Consider the following 20,644-nt stretch of genomic DNA (forward strand, 5'->3'; position numbering starts at 1 on the left):
GCGCAGGACGGCGCGTGTGATTCAGGAAGAAGAAGGAGAAGGGGTGGGTGGTGGTGCGGTGGAGGACCGGACGACGAGCTGGGTGGCCAGTTCCACCCGGTGGCTGTCCAGGGGTTCGCCCGCGGCGAGCCGAAGCAGGGTGCGCAGTGCGGCGCGGCCGATCTCGGCGAAAGGCTGCCGGACGGTGGTCAGGGGCGGGGCCGAGGTGCTGGCGGCGGCGGTGTCGTCGAAGCCGACGACGCTGACGTCCTCCGGCACGCGCAGTCCCTGGATCCGGGCGGCCTCGATGACACCGAACGCCTCCAGGTCATTGCCGGCGAAGACGGCCGTGGGCGGCTCGTCGAGGGCGAAGAGCTCCTGGGCGGCCTGGTAGGCGGGTTCGAACCGGAAGGCTCCCCGCTTGATGAGGAGGGGATCGGGGGTGAGGCCGGCACCGCTGAGCGCGGCCTGGTAGCCGTGCAGGCGGGCGGTGTTGCACACGGCGTCATGCCGTCCCTCGATCATCGCGATCCGGCGGTGGCCGAGTTTCAGCAGGTGTTCGGTCGCGGCCATGCCGCCGCTGAAGTTCGTCGCGCCGATGCTGGGCACGGAGTCGTCGGGCACGTTCATCGGGTCGATCAGCACCAGCGGGATGCCGTGCTGCGCGAACTGCGCTCGCTGGCGGGCGGTCACCTCGGACGTCACCAGGATGACTCCCTCCCGCCCCGCGTTGATGACTTTCCGGGCCCAGGCGGCGCCCAGGGGGTCGTCGGGCGCCGTGCCGATGACGACGTCGACGCCGACCTCGGCCGCGGCCTGCGTCACTCCCTGGGTGATCACCAGGTTGTTGGGGTTGACCAGCTGGTCGAAGGTCAGATCGATGGCCCGTACTGGCGACTGCGCGCCGCCCGGGCCACGGGCCACGTAGTCGCGTTCGACCAACAACTGCTCGACGCGTGCCCGGGTCTCGGGCGAGACGTCACTGCGGCCGTTGACCACCTTCGACACGGTGGCCACCGAGACCCCGGCTGCCTCGGCGATGCCGGTCAAGGTCGTCCGCTCGACGGCTCTCTTCGCCATGCTGGTCCTTTCGAAGGTTTACGGCGAAGGTAGCGCAAGGTTTCGGAGCGGTCCAGAGCAGGCCTGGAGCAGAAATTTATTTCGTCCGGCATCTTGACCTGCCACAAACCGGCCCCTAATTTATCGGCCAGAAAACGCAGAGGTTTCGAAAAGTTTCGAGCCGCGTATCGCGCTGCTGGCGAGCCCTACGAGCCGTCCGGCGCGTTCGGACCTCTGAAGAGCCGAAGGAGCTCCCCATGCCCGCGAGAATCCCCTCCCGCGTCCTGATCACCGCCTCGGCGGCGGTCCTGGCCCTGACCCTCACCGCCTGCGGCAGCAGCGGCCGGACCGCCGGCGGCAGCTCCGGTGACGGCGCGCTGGCCTGGGCACTGACCCAGGGCTCCGAAGCGACCTTCCGGGCCTCCGCCACGGAGTGGAACAAGGAGCACCTCAACAGCAAGATCAACTACCAGTACTTCCAGAACGACCCCTACAAGCAGAAGCTGCGCACCGCCGTGGGCGCCGGAAACGGGCCGGTCCTGTTCGAGAACTGGGGCGGCGGCGGCCTGAAGACCTATGTGGACGCGGGCAAGGTCGCCGACCTCACCGCCGATCTGAACGCCGACCCCGAGTGGAAGAACCGCATCTTCCCCTCGGTGCTGAAGTCCACCACCTTCGACGGCAAGACCTACGGCGTCCCGGTCAACGGCGTACAGCCCGTGGTCCTGTACTTCAACAAGCAGCTGTTCGAGAAGGTGGGCGCCGAGCCGCCGAAGACCTGGGACGACCTTCTCGCCCTGGTGAAGAAGTTCAAGGCGAAGGGCATCGCGCCGATCTCCATGGGCGGCGCCTCCAAGTGGCCCGACCTGATGTGGCTGGAGTACCTCGTCGACCGCGTCGGCGGACCCGAGACCTTCGCGAACATCGCCGCCGGCAAGAAGGGCGCCTGGTCGGACCCGGCCGTCCTCAGGGCCGCGGAGATGATCAAGCAGCTCGTGGACGCCGGCGGCTTCGCCAAGGGCTTCACCTCCGTCTCCGCCGACACCGGCCAGGCCGAGGCCCAGCTCTACACCGGCAAGGCCGCGATGATCCTCCAGGGCAGCTGGGCCTACGGCACGATGGCGACCGGCTCGCCGAAGTTCGTCTCAGCCGGCAACCTCGGCTGGTCCGGCTTCCCGGCCGTCTCCGGCGGCAAGGGCGACGCGAGCAACATCGTCGGCAACACGGCCAACTTCTTCTCGGTGTCGGCGCAGGCCAGCGCCAAGGAGAAGAAGACCGCGGTGGCCTACCTCAAGGACGGCGTCTACAACGACACCTACATCGACAGCCTCCTCAAGAACGGCGACGTCCCGCCGGTGAAGGACCTCGACGCCAAGCTCAAGACCACCGACAACGCGGACTGGACGACGTACGTCTACGGCCTCGCCCGCGACGCCAAGAGCTTCCAGCTCTCCTGGGACCAGGCGCTCACCCCCGAGCTCGGCAACGACCTGCTCACCCACCTCGACCAGCTCTTCCTCGGCGAGATCAGCCCGCAGCAGTTCTGCGCCCAGATGGACAAGGCGGCGCAGGGGTGAGCGCCTCCACCGCCGCCAAGGCCCCGTCGGCGCGTTCCGGTGCCGGCGGCCCGCCGTTCCTCATGGCCCTGCCCGCCCTGCTGCTGTTCGCCCTGTTCGCCCTCGTGCCGATGGCGATCGTGATCTACCTGAGCTTCACCCGCTGGGACGGTCTGGGCAGCCCCGCGTGGGCAGGAGCAGACAACTGGCGCGAGGCACTGACCAGTGAGGTCACCCGGCACGCCCTGTGGCTCACCGTCAAGATGATGGTGTTCTCCTGGATCGTGCAGACCCCGATCAGTCTCCTGCTGGGCGTCTTCGTCGCCGGAAAACAGCGCTACCGCGCCCTGTTCGCCGTCTTCTACTTCGTCCCGCTGCTGATCTCCACGGCCGCGATCGCCGTCATCTTCAAGAACCTCCTCGACCCCAACTTCGGCCTCGGCGCGGCCCTGAACCTGCCCGTCCTCGGCCAGGACTGGCTCGGCGACCCCCAACTGGCCTTCTACGCGGTGGTGTTCGTCATCACCTGGCAGTTCGTGCCCTTCCACACCCTGCTCTACCAAGCCGGAGCCCGGCAGATCCCCGCCTCGCTCTACGAGGCCGCGTCGATCGACGGCGCGGGCCGCCTCGCCCAGTTCTGGCACATCACCCTGCCCCAGATGCGCTACACCATCGTCACGTCCTCGACGCTGATGGTCGTCGGCTCGCTCACCTACTTCGACCTGGTCTTCGTCCTCACCGGCGGCGGCCCCGGCTATGCCACCCGCATCCTGCCGCTCGACATGTACATCACGGGCTTCCAGAGCAACGAGATGGGCCTCGCCAGCGCCATCTCCGTGGTGCTCGTCGTGGCAGGACTCGTCGTCTCCCTCGCCCTCACCCGGTTCTCCGGTTTCAACCGGATGCGCAGCCAGCAGGCAGGTATGTGATGTCCGTGCTCTCCCAAGCCCCCTCCACCCCGTCCCCCGGCACACCGCCCCAGGACGAACCGCCGCCGGCACACACGCGGCGCAACCCCCTCACCGGCCTGCGCCGCGCCAACCCGCTCGGTGCAGTGGGCGGACTGCTCTGGCTGGTGATCGTCCTCGTGCCGGTCTACTGGGTCCTCGTCACCAGCCTGCGCACCCGCGAGGGCTTCTTCGATGCCAACCCGCTCTCCGTCCCCTCACACCCCACCCTGGACAACTACCGTCAGGTCCTCGACAACGGCTTCACGCACTACCTCCTCAACAGCACACTGGTCACGGTCGGCGCGACGCTACTGACCGTCGTCGTCTCCCTCCTGGCGGCCTACGCGATCGTGCGCGGCACCAGCCGGGCCCTGCGCTGGGCGTTCAGCGTCTTCCTGCTGGGCCTCGCCATCCCGCTGCAGGCGACGATCATCCCGGTCTACTACCTGATCGCCAAGGCGCAGATGTACGACACCCTGGGCGCGATCGTGCTCCCGTCGGCGGCGTTCGCGATCCCGCTGACCGTGATCATCCTGGTCAACTTCCTGCGCGACATCCCCGACGAACTGTACGAGTCGATGCGCGCCGACGGCGCCGGCCACTGGCGCATGCTGTGGAGCCTCGCACTTCCCCTGTCCCGCCCCGCTCTGATCACGGTCGTCATCTACGACGCCCTGAACGTCTGGAACGGCTTCCTCTTCCCGCTGATCCTCACCCAGAGCCCGGACAAGAGGACACTGCCCCTGTTCGTGTGGAGCTTCCAGGGCGAGTTCACCATCAACGTCCCGGCGATCCTGGCCGCAGTGGTCCTCTCCACGCTGCCCATCCTCGTGCTCTACGTCCTGGGCCGCCGCCAGCTCATCGGCGGACTCACCGCCGGCTTCGGCAAATGAGCGGCAACAGGCCGACAACGCGGAGTGACTCGGCTCCGCCCGACCCGGGACAGGGGACAGGGGACAGCAAGACGTTCAGTGCACCTCCCTGTCGTGGAAGAAGGGACAGCCTCCGCCCCGGATGGCCCGACGAATATCGTCGACTCAGAGGACTCGCGGCGGTCAGGGCTGCCCTGAGCCTCTGGCCAACGGGCTTTCCTGGCGTTCAGGGATGGCTAGCCAAGGTCGGTCGCGTCGATACGTGAGGCGAGGTCGCGCGCGTATTCCTCAAGGAGGCGTCTGAGCCCGATGTAGGGGCTGCTGGTCCTGGACAGTTTGGTATGTGACAGCTGCCGCCAACTCCATGCCGCCCTCCCGCCCCTCCCGGTCTGTGCAGTGTACGGAGCAAGGCGCCGCTCACTGCCTGTGACGCGAGTCCAGTTGAAGTCGGACGCGGCCATACGTTTGTACTCGTCGAGTTCTATGCCTCCCCGTACACCTCGGACTGGGTGCTGGTCGTGGATCGTCCACCACTCGTCCTCGGTGAGGATCCAGTCGGTGAGGCCGAGCGGACCACGCCAGCGAACTCCAGGCCGAGACCGACCGCTCTCCGCCTGTTCCTGCGGCTCAGCGAACGCGGGTCGTCGTTCTGGACGAACCCCTTCTCCCACGCACTCAGGGCCACGGCCTTCACCTCGACGAGCACCTCACCGTCGGAGGGCCGTGGGGTGGGTACCGTACCGAGGTAGAACTTCTCGGCGCCCTTCTCGGCGGGGAGACTACGGCGACGAAGACCGCTTCCGGGAACTCTTCCCCGCCCTGCACCGCCTCGGCCTGCGCTCCCGCTACCTCATCGGCGTACCCCTGCCACCCGAGCTGTGGTGGGGCTACTGGGCCGTCCACGTCGACGACATCCGTTTCTCCCCGGACCCCAACCCCCTTTACCAGCGCCTGAGTTCCCTCGTCGACGGCACGGACCACTGGGTGATGACATCCAACGTGGACGCCCTCTTCGCCCGCAACGGCTTCGCCCCCGACCGGATATTCACCCCCAAGGCGACTACGGCCGCTACCAGTGCACGACCCCCTGCACCCCGACCACCTGGGACACCCACCCCCCTCGTCGCACAGCTCCTCGCCACGTACGACCGGGCCACCGGCGCCGTGACCGGCCCCCTGCCCAGCTGCCCGAACTGCGGCGGCGAGGTCGAGATCAACGTCCGCATCGGCCCCGAGTTCATCGACGCCCCCTACCTCCCCGCAGGCCGCCGCCTCCAGGACTGGCTGGGATCCACCGCCGGTGCCCGTCTGCTCATCCTCGAATTCGGCGCGGGATTCAACACCCCCGGCGTCATCCGATGGCCGGGTGAACACCTCACCCGGCAGATCCCCCACGCACGCCTCGTACGTGTCAACCCCACCCACCCCGAGGCCCCCGTCGACATCGCCGACCGGACCCTGTCCGTCCCCGCCGACGCCGATCACCTGCTCGACGCACTCAACGTGCCGCAACCGGCACCCGACCCCACGGTGGCATCATGAGCGACCCCGAGAAGAACAAAGCCACGGCTCAGGCGTTCTACGACCTGATGTTCAACCAGTGCCGCCCCGCGGAGGCCATCGACCGGTACACGGGCGACACCTACATCCAGCACAATCCGCACGTCGGCGACGGCAAGCAGGCCTTCGTCGACTACTTCGAGCGCATGGCCGCCGAGTACCCGGGCAAGCGGGTGGAGGTCAAGCGCGCCTTCGCCGAAGGCGATCACGTGATCCTGCACTGCCACCAGACCTGGCCTGCCGAGGAATACGCCGGCATCGACATCTTCCGTTTCGACGCGGACGGCAAGATCGTCGAACACTGGGACGTCCTCCAGGTGATCCCACCCACCTCCAACAACGACAACACCATGTTCTGACCCCCGCCCCGCGCACTCCACACCGGCCATGAGCCCTGGTCTCCGCCAACTGCCGCCCCGGAGCGACCCGTTCGCGCGGGGCCGGCAGGGCGGTCGGGTCAGTGTCGGGCGAACTGGACCCGCGTGGGCTGCACGACGTCAGGCCGCACCGCGATCCCGTTGACGGTCAGTTGTTCTCCGTAGATGTCGGTGAGCCTGATGGCGCCGCCGCATCCGCTGCCGTCCGGGGAGAGGAAGTAGTTGTAGTCGGTGCGGGCCAGCTGGCGCCAGCCGCCGCTGGTACGGACCTCCAGCCGAGCCAGCGGGTTGCGGTGGCCGATCGCCTGGATGCCGCACCAGTAGGGGCTGGACCCGGTCTTGTAACGGATCGAGATCGTGCCCACCGCGTCAGGGCTCAGCAGGCTCCAGGTGATCGCGAGCCGGCCGGTCGAGACAGGGGCCAGCTTGGCGAAGGCCTGTTCACTGAGATCGAGTTGCCCCGGTGCACAGGGCAGCGGGCACTCGTTGGTGATCCGGACCGTGACGGAGGCGCCGTTCGCCGCGCGGACGCGTATGTACGCCCCGCACGCCCTGGACGTCTCGTAGTCGGTGGTGTTCATCGCCGCGATCATCATGTCGCTGCTCGGGCCGTACGAGCAGGCGCCATCCCCGACCCCGGCCTTGTAGACCGTGGCGACCCCCGGGTAGGTGACCTTGGGCCGGATCCGCCCGGCCAGCGAAGTCGTGACGGGAGCCTTCCGCGGGGAGACCTTTGACGCCGCCGCCGACCTGGGCGGGGAAGCCTTCGCAAGCGTCCCACTGGCCGACGGTGTCGCGGAGGTCGCAGATGGGGACGGGGATGCCGAGGAGGGCTCGTGCCCCGGTGAGGCCGACGGGAGAGTCTCCTGGGCGTTGGTGACGGCCGTGGCCGTCGCCTGCCCTGCATCCTCCTTACGGTCTGGTTGCATCGTCATGACCAGGCAGACGAGAAGTCCTGTGACGATCACCCCCGTGGTGGTGCCCACCAGCAGCCGGCGTCTGCGCCTGCGCTGCCGCGCCGCCTGACGTGTTGTCTCGTGCATGTCCATCCGTTCGAAAGAGCGAGTCGGTGTTGCACTGCTCAGTGGTCACAGGCGGCGAAAAGGTTGCCGCCTATTTTTCGGCGGGCTGGTTCCCGGAGCACGAGCAGCCGGACAGAAGTGCCGGGCACGGTCTTTGTGGTTCCCGTGCTCCCGCCCTTGGATCCTCAGACGGGAGCACGGCCTGCTCCTCGGGCGCGGGTCACTGACTTAGCAGGTTGGTGAGGCGGGGTGAGCGGGCAGCCTGGTGGGACGGCGCCGTGACGGACGGCCCCTGGCCCCGGAAGAGGATCCGCTCGCCGTCGACGCGGTCCTGGTGACCGGTCAGCCGATCGCATCCAGCGCTGTCACCGCCAAGGACTCTTCCGCACGTATCCGCTGAACTCCGCTGACCGCACCGACCGCTGTCACTCTCGGTCCTGACGGAGGGTCGCACCCTCCATACGCGCGGGATCAGCGGCGTTCCTGGCCGGAGTCGGCTGCGGGCAGAACCAGGCGGAAGGTACAGCCGCGGCCGGGGGTCGTATCGAGTTCGAGGCGGCCGCCGTGGCCCTCGGCGATGGTCGCGGCGATGGCCAGGCCGAGGCCGCTGCCGCCGTGGATGCGGGAGCGCGCGGGGTCGGCGCGGTAGAAGCGCTCGAAGACGAGCTCGGCGTCGACGGGTTCGAGGCCCTGCCCTTCGTCCGCCACCTCGATCACACCGATCGGCAGGCCCTCCGGCAGCGGGGGTGAAGCGGTGGTGCGTCCGAGCCGGTCAGTGCCGCCGGTTCCGGGACCCGCCTCGGTCGTGCCGACACGAACATGGACCCGGGTGCCCGGCGGGGTGTGGGTGCGGGCGTTGGAAAGCAGGTTCTCCACGATCTGCTGCAACCGGTGCGGGTCGCCGAGCGTCTCCGCGACATCGAGTTCCTCCCCTCCGGTGGGATCGGCCAGGGTGTGCAGCGGGCCGAGGTCGACGGGATGGGACTCGCTGTGGACGGCGGCGGCGCTGACGGCGTCCGCCGCGAGGGACACCAGGTCGACCCGCTCCCTGCGGTAGGAAGGTTCTTTGTCCAGGGTCGCGAGCAACTGGAGATCGTCGACGAGCAGACTCATGCGTTCCGCGTTCTGTGCGATGAACCGGTTGGCCTCGTTTCGTTCGAGGGCCGAACGCGGTTCAGGGCGAAGGGCGAGCTGGGCGTAGCCCTGGATGGCGGTGAGCGGAGTGCGCAGCTCGTGCCCGGCGTCGGCGACGAACCGGCGAAGGCGGGCCTCCGAGGCCTCTCGGGCAAGCAGCGCCTTCTGCAGGCGGTCGAGCATGGAGTTCAGGACCCGGCCGAGTCGTCCGATCTCGGTACGCGCATCGGTGTCTGCCAGGCGCAGATCGAGTCGGCCCGCGGTGACGTCCTGAGCCGTCCGTTCCATTCTGGTCAGGGGCAGCAGCCCCAGACGAACCACCCACCGGCCCAGGGCGATCAAAGCGACGACCGTGACGGCGAGCAGTACGGCGTTCAACCACAGGAGCTTCGATGTGGCGCCGTCGACGGTGTCGAGCGGAAGGGCGACCACCGCGCTCATGCCGTCCGGACCGGGGTTCAGCAACACCCGCCAGCGGCCGTCACCACTGACGGCGGACACGGTTCCGGGGTGCCCGTCCTGCAGCCCGAGGCCCTCCGCTTGACCAGCCAACCGAGGTCCTGGCTTGGCCTCGGAGCCCAGGGAGTTGTTCAGGCGGCTCCCGGAGGAGTCGTAGAAGTAGATGTGGAAGTCCGAGGGAAGCACATCCTGTTGTCCTCCCGGATCCGGGAGCCTGCCTTGGAGCGCGTCGTAGTAGACGAGAGCCGGTGGATGGAACTCGACGAGCTGCTCGTCGACGCGGTCCAGCAGCCAGGAGCGGAGCACTACATAGCCGATCGCCTGGGAGGTCAGCACTGCCGCGGTGGCGAGCAGAGTGGCGCCGAGGACTAGGCGCCGGCGCAGCGACTTGGGCGGCCGGGGCAGGAACCGGGTCACTGGTCCGGCGTCCCTGCGTGGTCGCGGGGAAGCCTGAGGCAGTAGCCGACGCCGCGCACGGTGTGGATCAGCGGCGGCTCGAAGCGGTCGATCTTCCTGCGCAGGTACCTGACGTACGTTTCGATGATCCGGGCGTCGCCCGCGAAGTCGTAGCTCCAGACGTGGTCGAGGATCTGGACCTTGCTCACCACCTGTCCCGCGTTCGACAGAAGGTAGGCCAGGAACTTGAACTCCGTTGGCGACAGGGCGATGTACTGTCCGGCGCGGTGCACCTCGTGGGCGCCCTCGTCGAGTTCGAGGTCGGCGTAGCGCAGCACACTCGGCGCCGCCCGCCATTCGGCGGCCGGCGCCGTGCGGCGCAGAATGGCCTCGATGCGCAGCAGCACCTCCTCGATGCTGAAGGGTTTGGCAACGTAGTCGTCCCCTCCGGCGCTGAGGCCGGTGATGCGATCGTCGGTGCCGGTGCGGGCGGTCAGGAACAGGACCGGACAGTCGTCGCCTGCCTCCCGCAGCCTGCGGGTCACCTCGAAGCCGTCCAGGTCGGGCAGCATCACGTCCAGCAGCACCAGATGCGGTTGAAAGCGTTCGACCTCCAGGAGGGCCGCCCGGCCGGTGTCGGTGCCGCTCACCTCGTATCCGGTCAGGCGAAGCGTCGCCTCCAGCAGGTTGCGAATGCTGGGCTCGTCCTCGACCACGAGGAGCCGATGCCGCGGCCGTGCGACTGCGGGCTGCTCGGTCATGCGTCTGCTGGTCCATTCTGCCGTGTCGCGACCGGCGTTCGGGCGTCGGTTACTTGGTGGCGCAGTCGTAGAGCACGTTGCCTCCTCCCGATCCCATCGCACCGCCGCCGTTGTTCTGTGACGAGGTGCCGGAGGTGCCGCCGTATGCCGACGCCGGAACCTTGGTGCAATGGTCGGCGATCCAGTCGGAGCGCTGCTTGGTGTAGCCGCCGGACAGGCCCGGCATGCCGCCGCCCGTGCCGGAGCCCAGGATGTAGCGTAGTTCGCCGTTCTTGGTCCACTTCTCCAACTGGGCCACCGAAGGCGCGTTGTCGCTGTTGGTGAAGCCACCCATACCGATGACGGTTTCGTCGGTGCCCAGGATGAAGGCACTGGCGTTCAGGGCACCGCCCTCGACGGCGAGCTTGATGCGTGCGTCGGGTGCATGTTCGACGGCGTACTGCAGAATCTTGCGCTGCTCGGCGGTGAGTTCCCCGTCGCCGAAGCCGCCGCGCCCACCAGGGGCTCCTCCCGAGCCGGTACCCGGGAACGAGGGTGCACCGCTGTCGTTCGAGCCCGCTTCCCCGGATGCACCCGGCATACCGTTCGCTCCCCCTGTGGGCATGCCGGAAGGCACTCGGCCGGACGGGGGCTCACCCGTCTGTCCCGAAGAGGCGCCCCCGCCGGGAAGGCCCGGCATGTTCGACGGCATCCCGGACGGCATGCCCGAGGGAAGGCCTCCGCTGTCCGCGCCCTGCGAGGGCATGCCACCGCCGCCGAACCCGAGCGTCGTCGGCCCGGCCGTCGGGTTGGAGCCTCCCATGCTGGTCGAGCCGGGTACGGTCACCGCCCAGGCTCCCGGTGCCAGCACGACCGAGGCGACCGCGGCACAGCCGGCGACCGTCAGCAGTCTGCCACGGCGCTGTGAGAGCACCAGCAGGACGACCGCGGCGCAACCGGCCAGCAGCACGGGCCACACCAGCCAGCCGTGCCAGTCGGGCTCACGGCGCACCAGGACAACGGCCCAGGTCACACTCACCACGACCGCGGCTACGCCCACCAGGGGCGCCCAGCGCAGGCCGGCCCGGTGGACACGGACGAGGGCAGCCATGAGTCCGCCGCACAACGCGGCGATCGCCGGTGCCAGTTGAGTGGTGTAGTACGGGTGGAAGATGCCCTTCTGGGTCGAGAACACGGCCGCGCAGACCACCAGCCAGGTCCCCCACAACAGCCAGCCGGAGGCCGGCAGCACGGCGGTGTCCGACAGCCTGCCGCGCCGGCGCAGTACCGCACCGACGACGGCGACGACCAGAGCCAGCCCGCAGAGCGGCAGCAACCAACTGATCTGGCCGCCCACTTGTGCCTCGAACAGGCGGCTGAGGCCGGGTTGACCGCCGAATCCGCCGGCGAATCCGCCGCCTGATCCGCCCATCCCCTGGGGCATCCCGTCGCTGGAGCCGAAAACCCGTCCCAGTCCGTTGTAGCCGATCACGAGGTCCCAGGCCGAGCCGTCCTTGCTGCCGCCGATGTAGGGGCGGTCGCCCGGCCACAGGGCGACCATGGCGACCCACCCCAGGGAGGACGCCGCCAGGATGGCCCCCGCGCCCAGCAGACGCCGCACTCGCGGTATCCAGGCGCCGCTTCCTCCCACGAGCCAGGCGACGGCGAACGCGGGAACGACCATCCAGGCGGCGAGCATCTTGGTGAGGAATCCGCACCCGATCAGAAAGCCGCTCGCGCACAGCCACCAGGTCGCGGCCCGGCCCTCGGCCTGCAGCGCACGGGTGAGCGCGTACGCCGCCGACACCAGCAACAGGACCAACAGTGTGTCCGGGTTGTTGTCCCGGTTGATGGCCACGGTGATGGGGGTCAGGGTGAGCACGAGAGCCGCGACCAGCGCCGCCCTCTCCCCCGCCCAGCGGCGCACGGTGCGGTGCAGCACCAGCACCCCGGCCACGCCTTCGAGGAGTTGCGGCAGGATCAGCGCCCAGCCGTGCATCCCGAAGATCTTGCTGCTGATCACCTGCGGCCACAGCGCGGCCGGCGGCTTGTCGACCGTGACGACGCCTGCAGGGTCGAAGGAGCCGAAGAGGAAGTTGGTCCAGCTCCTCCCCATCGACTTCACGGCCGCCGAGTAGTAACTGTTCCCCCAGCCCAGGGAGTTCAGGGCCCAGCCGTACAGGACGGCCGCCAGCACGAGGATGGCTCCGAGCGCGGCGGGTGCCGCCCACGCGGGGAGTCGACGGACGGACGTACTCGAACTCGCGCGCTTCCCGTCGTGTGCCGATGCCGCCGGTGCGGGCCTGATGTGCGCGTAGTTGCTCATGTCTGGATTCGCTCTCATCAACGGATACGGCTACGGGGGTCGGCGAAGACAGCCAGTCGCAGCACGGCGAAGCGCATGCAGGTGACCAGGACGGACGCCATGGTGAGGACCGCGGTCTCCGCGGCCGGTGAGGCACCGAGATCGAGCCACTTGAACCACAGCACCGCCGCGGACGTGACCACGTAGCCGAGCACGAACAGGCCCCCGGCACCGAGGTGCGCACGGGCGGGCCGGGCCGTGGAGTGCCGGAAGGTGAGGCGTCGGTTCGCCTCGGTGTTGAGGACGGTGAGACCGAACAGCGAGATCAGGTTGGCGACGGCCGGAGACCACCAACCGCGCAGCAGCCAGTACAGCAGGGCCTGTCCGACCGTGGAGATGACGCCGATCGCGACGAAACAGCCGACCTCCCACGACAGCACACCGCGCCGCGCGAGGGGTGCGAGGACGGCGTCGGGATGTTCGGCGGTCGGCTCGGGGCGCGACTGCACCTCGACCCGGGCCTCACCGGACGCCTTGAGCCGCGCCATGCGCCACAGGCCCCGCAGGTCTTCCCTGGCGGTGGTCACCACGTCCACCCGGGTGTCGACGTCCTCGACCCAGTCGACCGGGATCTCCTGGATACGCAGTCCGTTGTGTTCTGCGAGCAGGAGCAGCTCGGTGTCGAAGAACCACGCGTCGTCGCGGGTGGCTTCCAGCAGCGGCCCGAGCACCTCGGTGCGGGCCGCCTTGAATCCGCACTGGGCATCGGTGAAGCGGACCCCGTGGGTGAGCCGGATGATGCCGTTGTAGCAGCGGGAGACGAACTCGCGGCGCGGCCCGCGCACCGTGCGCGCGCCGGGAGCCAGCCGGGATCCGATCGCGAGGTCCGAGTGCCCGCTGGCCAGAGGTGCGACCAGCGGGAGCAGTCCGTCGAGGCCGGTGGAGAGGTCCACGTCCATGTACGCCACGATGTCCGCGTCGCTCGCGCCCCAGACCGTGCGCAGTGCGAGTCCGCGGCCCTTGCGGTCCAGGTGGACGACACCGACCCCGGGCAGCTCGTCCGCGAGGCGACGTGCGGTCGCCAGGGTTTCGTCGGTGCTCGCGTTGTCGGCGACAGTGATCCGCCAGGCGAAGGGGAAGCCCCGGGACAGGCGGGCGTGGAGCGTGCGCAGGCACCCGGGCAGGGCTCGTTCCTCGTTGTAGACCGGAACGACGATGTCCACCGTCGCGGTGCCGGAGTTGGGGAGAAGCGAACCTTCGACGGGCTGGAAGGGGGCGGGACGCTCCACACGGGCGCCGAGTTCGGTGAGGTGGGGGGTGGGGGTCATAGCTTCCTCAGGCGTGAGGGGACGGCAGACTGCGGCTCAGGACCCTGGCCCGGGGCCGCGGCCTCACTGTTGCCGTCACGCCTGTGGAGGTCAGGAGAGAACAGCGAGAACTGATGGGGAGTCAGATCAATGACCGAAAGCGCTCCCGAGACCCGCCTGGAGCGCGACCGCACCAGGGGGTTCCATCGCGCGATGACGGTGGCGACACCGCAGAGCGGCTCCGAGGTGTTCACCTTCCGTGCCACGCGCCCGTCAACGAGGCGGTTCATCGTCAGGCCACCTGGCCACGACACATCCCGCGACGCGGCTCGGGGCCGTCTCAGCCGTCGCCATGAACGACGAGGGCAACCCGGACAGATGCCAGGGGCAAAGCCGCCACTCATGAAACCAGCCTCCGGCGCAGCGGCAGCCGACCGAGATGCTGGAGCGCACACAAGGCGACCGCTCGGGAGCGGGGCGAGGAGCGGCCTGGAAACAGTCCCGGCAGCCTTTGCTCCTGCGTCTCCCGCTGTTCGAGGGCGATTCCCTCTCTGTCGAACGCGCGGAAATCTGTGTTTGTTGGAGTAGACATTGGACCTGGGGCGTGGTTATGGTTCTCTCGTAGCCCAGAGAGACAGCAGGGCCTGGCAGACACGAACTGCGAGGCGGCAGTACATGCAAGTGCAGTTCGCAGGACGGTGCGGTGGTGGAGTCGCGAAGCCAGAGCGGTTGCAGGACGGCGACGGGACTGGCGACCGTACCGGGTGGCCCGCAGTGATCAGGGGCCGCCATGAGCAGGACCCAGCAGTACGCAGTACCCGAAAGTGCAGTTCGCGGTACCCAGCAGTGAAGTAAGTGAGCAGCACCTCGGTGAAGGCGTCGGCTGCGGACGCGCGCACCGGGAGGTTCGGCAGTGGGGTTCCAAGCCAGGGCAGACGCAGGACGGGCGACGGGGCTGGCTGCCGGAGAGCGGCGCTGTCACAGGCCGCTGAGCGGTTCGCATCACCAGCAGTACGCAGTACCCCGCTTGTAAGTAGTTGATCCCAGAGGGAAGAACGGAGGAGCCGAGCGCCATCAGGATCGCCCGGGCCGACATCTTGAACCCGGGTACCGCAGGACATCGATAGTGAGGTGGTCTCCGGTCAAGCAACCGCGATCCCAGCAGCCCCGGCAGCATGCCGGTCGGGGCTGCGGAAACAGAGGGCCGGCGCAGTACGAGGGCCGGCAGATGGTGTAGCAGTTCCTTCGGGGCCCTGGTGCGATCCAGCACCAGGGCCCCTCGACGCGTTCCACAGAGAGGTGCAAATGACAGCAGACGACTCGTTCGGCCGTATCGACGACGAGGACTACCCCGCCTACACGATGGGCCGGGCCGCCGAACTCCTCGGCACCACCCAGGGCTTCCTGCGCGCCATCGGCGAAGCGCGCCTGATCACCCCGCTCCGCTCCGAGGGCGGGCACCGCCGCTACTCCCGCTACCAGTTGCGCATCGCGGCCCGCGCCCGGGAACTCGTCGACCACGGCACTTCCGTCGAGGCTGCCTGCCGCATCATCGTCCTCGAAGACCAGCTCGAAGAAGCCCAGCGCATCAACGCCGAATACCGCCGCACCGCAGAAGCGGCGAACCCGACCGCCACAGCCTGAGACGAGTGCCCGTCGGCACCGGCGGGCACCGTACTCCCGATCCCGGTGTTCGGAGTGATCGCTTTGTCGGATGACGCGGAGTGTGGGCAGGTAGCGTCTGTGTCAGCTTTCACGGTTCAGAGTCGCCGTCCTCGCATAGCTCACGCAGGCACTTGTGGACGGTCGTCTCGGCGGCCCCCCGTCAGCGCCGCCATCTCCGGTTGGGCCAGTCGGCAGCCGACGACAACGCCACCGTCCTGCGGACGCCCGTAGGCAGTGGCGACTTCCACCAGGAGCCGGGCCAGCCGCACCTTCGCCGGATAGCCGCGAAAGTCCAGCCGCCGCCTGTTGGCCGACCGCAACCGGTCCGAGACGATCACGGTCAGGGCCACGGACACCTCCGGCCGGCGCATCAACAGGCCGTGCGATACGCCGGTTGGAGCACCTGTACCGGCATCGGCCCGCAGGCCGCCACCGCGGCGGAGCACGGCACCCCGTCCATGGCCGCCGCCTCCCCGACTGTGTCTCCTCCCACCCTCACGGCCAGCAGGGACATCCCGCCGTTCTCCACGGTCGCCGTCACCTTGGCGAAGCCGGAGAGCAACAGCAGAACGTGCCGGTCCTGTGCGCCCCCGCTCAGCAGCACCGCGCCCGACTCGAAGCGCGCCTCATCGGTGCGGGCGGTGCCGCACTCGGGGCCGGTTCGACGTAACAGTTCACGCGTGTGGCGGTCAGGTTCCTTCCACGTGTTTTTGCGACACATGTTTTCGATGACGCATCACGTGGAGTGCTCCGGAGCAGCGGTGGACTGCCCCTGCTCCAGTCGCGCGTAGTACGGCTGGCTCGTCACGGCGACCACTGCCAGTTCCTCGCGGCGCAGACCGGCCACACCCCCCGAGGGACATCCGTCTCGGGGTGCGCACAGGGAGAAGGCGAAGCCGCGCCCACCCGGACAGAGCGTCGGGGTGGGCGCGACATGAACGGGTGGCGGTGGGGTCAGGTCGCGGTCAGCGACAGGTCGGCCGTCGTGGCGCGGCCCGGCAGCAGGGTCACCTCCTTGGATGTCGGGCGGTGGCCCGCAGCCGAGGCCGTGATCCGCAGTGGGCCCGGGCGGGTGTCCAGCCAGAGGTCGTAGTGGCCGTCGGAGTCGGTGCGTACCGTGCGTACGGTGTGGACGCGGCGGTCGCAGCCGGTCGCTCCGGCGTGTGCTGCCGGGCAGATCTGGACGGTGGCCCCGGCGAGCGGCGCTCCCGTGTGCCTGTCGGTGATCGTTCCGGAGAGATGTCCCCAGGTCCGCGGGATCGTGACCTTGAGGCTGATCTTGACCGATGCTCCGGCGTAGGGGGCGTCGGTGCTGTAGGTGAGCCGCGCGGTGTAGGTGCCGGCCGTGGCGACGGCGGAGGCGTCCGCGCGGACGGTGACCGTGGTGGAACGGCCGGGGGCCAGGTCGAACGAGGTCCGGTCCGTCGACAGCCAGGTGACGTCGTCGCCGTCGCACTGGTCGTGCCCGGGCAGGACCTCGGCCGAGGAGACGGTCTCGGAGAGCGAGATCATGCCGCCGACGCGGTAGATCCCGCAGCCGCCGCCGGCCCGGAAGACGGTGGAGCCGGAGTTGGGCAGGTCGGACCAGGTGTTGGACACCGGGTCGTATTCGACGACGGTGTTGACCGCGTCCTGTGCGGCGATGCCGCCGACGGCCTGGAGCCTGCCGTCGTTCCCACTGGCGATGGCGCCCCAGCGCGGGTCGGGCATGTCGGCCGCACGGGTCCAGGTGTCGGCGGAGGGGCTGTAGCGGTAGGTCTCCTCCTTTGCGTCGCTGCCCGAGAGGCCCCCGGCGCAGACCAGTTCACCGGTGATGCCGGCGCAGGCCGCGCGTTCCATGTCGAACGGGTAGTCCGCGAGGCGGGTCCAGGTGTCGGTGGCCGGGGTGTACCGGTAGACGGTGCTGACCATGTCGTTGCAGCCGGATCCGGTGCAGCCTCCGATGGCATACAGGCTGCCGTCGAGGACGGTCACATTGGGCATGCCGACCGCCTGGGGCAGATCCGTGAGGCGGGTCCAGGTGTCGGTGGTGGGGTGGTACGCGTAGAGCGAGGCGCTGGCATGGTCCCTGCCCCAGCCGCCGGCGACGTACATGGTCCCGTTGATGAACGCCCCGCCGGGTGACTCCAGGACCTCGGGGAGGTCCGCGATGGGCGTCCAGGCGTCGGTGGACGGGTCGTGCACATAGCTGTGTGTGAGGTACTCCCCGCCGAAGATGCCGGAGACTCCGGCGACGGAGTAGACCTTGCCCTGGTAGGTGCCCACCGCGTTGTCCATGACGGGCTCGGGGTAGTCGGCGATGCCGGTCCAGGGCCCGGTCGACGCTGCTCCTGCTCCTGCTGCCGCTGCCGACTGGTCGCTCGACGCGCCCTTCGACGCCGACGAGGTGGAACTCATCGGTCCGGGTGCGTAGTTGCCCTTGACGCGCAGTGTCGGGGCGCCTGCCGAGGAGTCCGACGTGGTGGTGGGGGTGCCGGTCGGTGAGGTGTAACCGGTGCTCTGCTCACCGAGGTTGACGTGCAGCGGCGCCTGTCCCTTGTTGGTGAAGGTGATCTTCCTGCTGCCTGATCCGCCGAGCGTCTCGCTGACGGAGAGGGCGTCCGAACTCACCTTCAGGCGGCCCGCCTTGAGCGTGCGGTCGAACCGGTTGACCTTGTCCGGCCGGGTGGTGAGGGTGCCGGTCGAGGTGGAGTAGCGGGCGGCGGCCGTCCGGTAGGTGTGACGTCCGGTGGGCTCGCTGAACAGCCAGTAGTAGCCGTCGGCCAGCGCCAGGTCGTCGGGGGTCGCGACGGTGGTCGCCGTCGCGTAGTGGTCGGCGGTGTCGGTGACGGTGGCGGGCGTGATGGCGTCGCCCGTGTTGCCGTCGACGACCTGTCCGGCGACGATGCCTCCGCTCACGGCGGCGCAGGAGCCGACGGTGACGGTGTCGATCTGCCAGAGCGACAGGCCGCTGCCGGAGTAGTGGAAGCGCACCTTCACGTGCTGCGCGCCTGCCGCCTGGGGCAGGGGAACCTCCGCGTGGCCCAGGTACTCGGCCGTGTCCCGGTGCCACACCGTGGTCCATGTCGCGCCCGAGTCGAGGCTGAGGTCGACGGTTGCCGTCGAGTCCTTGCTGGGGGCGTAGGCGGCGTCGAAGCCGAGGACGGGTGAGGTCTGGCCTGCCAGGCTGAAGGTGGGTGAGACGAGTTCGGTGTCTTCCGGGACACCGCCCCGGCCGTAGGGGTTCGCGGAGGCCCAGTTCCCGGTTCCGCCCGTGAAGTTCCACACCGTTTTGTCGGCGAAGTCCCAGGCGGCGCCGTCCGTCCCGTGATTGACGACGGTCCAGCCGTGCTCCGGAGTGGTGCCGGTCCAGCCCTCGAAGCCGGTCGAGGCCGGGTAGGCGTGGCCGGGTGCGACGCAGGCCGTCAGGTCCACGTCCGGCGCGACGTTGGTACGTACGTCGGCCGTGCCCACCGGGACACTCAGGTCCGTGCTCCGGTAGCCGGGGTAGACCGGGGCCACATGGAGGGCATAGGTGGCCTTCTCCGGAAGCTCCACGCTGTACTTGCCGGTGTAGGGGTCGGTGTAGAGGGCGCCGTTCGGATAGCCGGCGATGGTGATCTTCGAGTACAGGGGCCAGCCGTGCCCGCTGCCGTCCTTCACCGTGCCGGACACCGTGCGGGTGGGCAGTTTCACCAGGGCCAGGTCGGCGGTGGTGCTCTGGTTCTCGGCGACGCTGACCCCGGAGCGGGTGTTCTCCCCATAGCCGAAGTCGGTGGCGGCAATCCGGTAGTTGCCCACCGCGACGGGGAGGCTGTACGCACCGTCGGCGTCGGTGGTGACGCGGTACTCCCGGCCGTTTGTCGCCTCCTCGGAGACGGCCAGCGCCGCGCCGGCTAGCGGGGCGCCGGATTTGCTGTCGGTGACCCGTCCGGACAGCGTTCCATGGACGCCGAAGGCCAGCGCGGACACGCGGACCGGGGTGCCGAGACCGGTCGGGCCGTCCCAGCCGGTGCCGGCGGTGCACGTCACCGTGCCGCAGTCGTCGTTGGCACCTTGGGTGACATCGGTCAGCCCGGAGGCGTTGATGTACGGGTAGGTCACCGGGTAGGTGTCCTCGACGGGGGTGCCCGCCAGCGCGTACATCGCCGCGATCAGCGGCGCGGAGAGGCTGGTGCCGCCGACCTGCAGCCAGCCGTCCCTGCCCACCGTGCTGTACACGGCCAGGCCGGTCGCGGGGTCGGCGACCGCGGAGACGTCAGCCGTCGCGCGGGTGTCGCAGCCGGTGCCGAGCCCCCTCTGATAGGCGGGCTGGGCCTCGTACAGCGAGCAGCCCGATCCACCGGAGGTCCAGGCGGACTCGGTCCAGCCGCGCTCGGTGTCCGCGGTACGGGTCAGCCGGGTACCGCCGGCGGCCACCACGTTGGGGTTGGTGGCGGGCCAGTTCTGGACATGGCCGGTGTCGCCGGTGGACGCGACCACGGCCACACCGGGATGGTCGTAGTGGTGGTCGTACGCGGTCTGGAAGGCGCCCTCGCCGGGCAGTCCGTAGGAGTTGGAGACGTACTTGGCGCCCAGGCGTACGGCGGTGTCGACCGCGGCGCCCAGGTCGTCCAGGCTCGCCGAATCACCCTGCACCAGAAGGATGTTGCACGCCGGGCAGGCGGCGGAGACGGCGTCGAGGTCGAGCGCGGTCTCCAGTGCCCAGCCCGCGTCGTCGGCGGGGTAGTCCGTGCCGCCGTTCTGGTCGACCTTGCGGAAGCAGCCGTTGGCGGTGGTGCACTCCGGCAGCCCGTAGTGCTCGCGGTACTCGGCCAGGTCGGCCTCGGCGTGGGAGTTGCCGTACGCGTCGACGATCGCGACCGTCCTGCCCTTACCGCTGGCGGGAAGGCTGTAGGCCGCCTGGATGTCGGCCGGGCCCAGCGCCGTGGACGGGGGCGCGGTCGCCTGCGGCCGGACGATGTGGTCGGAGGCGGTGCGTACGTCGGCGAAGCACTGGGCCACGCCTTCCTCGACGCTCGGGTTGTTGCAGCCGGCCGGGACGTAGTTCTGCGGGACGTTGTCCTGCGGCACGGCGTTGAGCAGGTCGGAGGCCTTGGAGGAGTCGGCGTCGGAGGAGGCCGAGGAAGTGGGGGTGGCCGCGGCGGCGGTGGCCGGTGATATCGCGGCGAGAGCTCCGGCGCCGAGACAGCCGGCCATGAGAAGGGAGAGGGGTGCGCGTACGCGCGCACGTCTTGAAGACAACAAGGAGGACAGCAAGGGGGACAGCAAGGAGCACCCTTTT

General features: G+C 69.2%; 15 protein-coding genes. 6 read left to right on the top strand and 9 right to left on the bottom strand.

Annotation, left to right across the window (positions count from 1 at the left end; all coding sequences use genetic code 11):
• Positions 1-21: 21 nt before the first annotated feature.
• Entirely contained in the window at positions 22-1,059 is a 1,038-nt protein-coding gene (locus tag OG714_RS01575; RefSeq protein WP_406117965.1) for a LacI family DNA-binding transcriptional regulator, read from the bottom strand.
• 236 nt (positions 1,060-1,295) lie between these two features.
• Here OG714_RS01575 and OG714_RS01580 point away from each other — a divergent pair, with 236 nt between their 5' ends.
• The 5 genes from OG714_RS01580 (at position 1,296) to OG714_RS01600 (ending at position 6,335) form a co-directional block, all read left to right on the top strand.
• Positions 1,296-2,615, top strand: coding sequence for an ABC transporter substrate-binding protein (locus tag OG714_RS01580; RefSeq protein ID WP_406117966.1), 1,320 nt, complete (start codon positions 1,296-1,298; stop codon positions 2,613-2,615).
• 62 nt (positions 2,616-2,677) lie between these two features.
• Positions 2,678-3,523, top strand: a complete 846-nt coding sequence (locus tag OG714_RS01585; RefSeq protein ID WP_406131688.1) for a carbohydrate ABC transporter permease — start codon at positions 2,678-2,680, stop codon at positions 3,521-3,523.
• Positions 3,523-4,437: a carbohydrate ABC transporter permease gene (locus OG714_RS01590; protein WP_406117968.1), complete on the top strand. Its 915-nt coding sequence runs from the start codon at positions 3,523-3,525 to the stop codon at positions 4,435-4,437. Before OG714_RS01585 ends, OG714_RS01590 begins: the two co-directional genes overlap by 1 nt.
• 702 nt (positions 4,438-5,139) lie before the next feature.
• Complete coding sequence (locus OG714_RS01595; RefSeq protein WP_406117969.1) at positions 5,140-5,958, top strand: NAD-dependent protein deacetylase of SIR2 family; 819 nt, start codon at positions 5,140-5,142, stop codon at positions 5,956-5,958.
• Positions 5,955-6,335: a nuclear transport factor 2 family protein gene (locus tag OG714_RS01600; protein ID WP_406117970.1), complete on the top strand. Its 381-nt coding sequence runs from the start codon at positions 5,955-5,957 to the stop codon at positions 6,333-6,335. The genes OG714_RS01595 and OG714_RS01600 overlap by 4 nt, the downstream gene beginning before the upstream one ends.
• A 98-nt stretch (positions 6,336-6,433) precedes the next feature.
• Here OG714_RS01600 and OG714_RS01605 read toward each other — a convergent pair whose 3' ends face one another.
• From OG714_RS01605 to OG714_RS01625, 5 genes are all read right to left on the bottom strand, one after another.
• Positions 6,434-7,396 carry an expansin EXLX1 family cellulose-binding protein gene (locus OG714_RS01605; protein ID WP_406117971.1) on the bottom strand — a complete coding sequence of 321 codons (963 nt, stop codon included), beginning with the start codon at positions 7,394-7,396 and terminating at the stop codon, positions 6,434-6,436.
• Between the two features lie 450 nt (positions 7,397-7,846).
• Positions 7,847-9,385, bottom strand: coding sequence for a sensor histidine kinase (locus OG714_RS01610; protein ID WP_406117973.1), 1,539 nt, complete (start codon positions 9,383-9,385; stop codon positions 7,847-7,849).
• Positions 9,382-10,125: a response regulator transcription factor gene (locus OG714_RS01615; protein WP_406117974.1), complete on the bottom strand. Its 744-nt coding sequence runs from the start codon at positions 10,123-10,125 to the stop codon at positions 9,382-9,384. Before OG714_RS01615 ends, OG714_RS01610 begins: the two co-directional genes overlap by 4 nt.
• A 49-nt stretch (positions 10,126-10,174) precedes the next feature.
• Complete coding sequence (locus tag OG714_RS01620) at positions 10,175-12,430, bottom strand: glycosyltransferase family 39 protein (RefSeq protein WP_406117976.1); 2,256 nt, start codon at positions 12,428-12,430, stop codon at positions 10,175-10,177.
• Between the two features lie 17 nt (positions 12,431-12,447).
• Positions 12,448-13,737, bottom strand: coding sequence for a glycosyltransferase (locus OG714_RS01625; RefSeq protein WP_406117978.1), 1,290 nt, complete (start codon positions 13,735-13,737; stop codon positions 12,448-12,450).
• A gap of 1,284 nt (positions 13,738-15,021) precedes the next feature.
• On the opposite strand from OG714_RS01625, the gene OG714_RS01630 reads away from it, so the two are divergent.
• Positions 15,022-15,360 (top strand): MerR family transcriptional regulator, encoded by a 339-nt coding sequence (locus OG714_RS01630; RefSeq protein WP_406117979.1) that lies wholly within the window; start codon positions 15,022-15,024, stop codon positions 15,358-15,360.
• A gap of 140 nt (positions 15,361-15,500) precedes the next feature.
• Here the strand turns inward: OG714_RS01630 and OG714_RS01635 are convergent, their stop codons facing one another.
• From OG714_RS01635 to OG714_RS01645, 3 genes are all read right to left on the bottom strand, one after another.
• Positions 15,501-15,731, bottom strand: coding sequence for a hypothetical protein (locus OG714_RS01635; RefSeq protein WP_406117981.1), 231 nt, complete (start codon positions 15,729-15,731; stop codon positions 15,501-15,503).
• Between the two features lie 20 nt (positions 15,732-15,751).
• Complete coding sequence (locus OG714_RS01640) at positions 15,752-16,102, bottom strand: cyclic nucleotide-binding domain-containing protein (protein WP_406117982.1); 351 nt, start codon at positions 16,100-16,102, stop codon at positions 15,752-15,754.
• Between the two features lie 233 nt (positions 16,103-16,335).
• Entirely contained in the window at positions 16,336-20,559 is a 4,224-nt protein-coding gene (locus OG714_RS01645) for a carboxypeptidase regulatory-like domain-containing protein (protein ID WP_406117984.1), read from the bottom strand.
• Positions 20,560-20,644 lie beyond the last annotated feature (85 nt).

Source organism: Streptomyces sp. NBC_00989, from assembly GCF_045162655.1.
GTDB lineage: Bacteria > Actinomycetota > Actinomycetes > Streptomycetales > Streptomycetaceae > Streptomyces.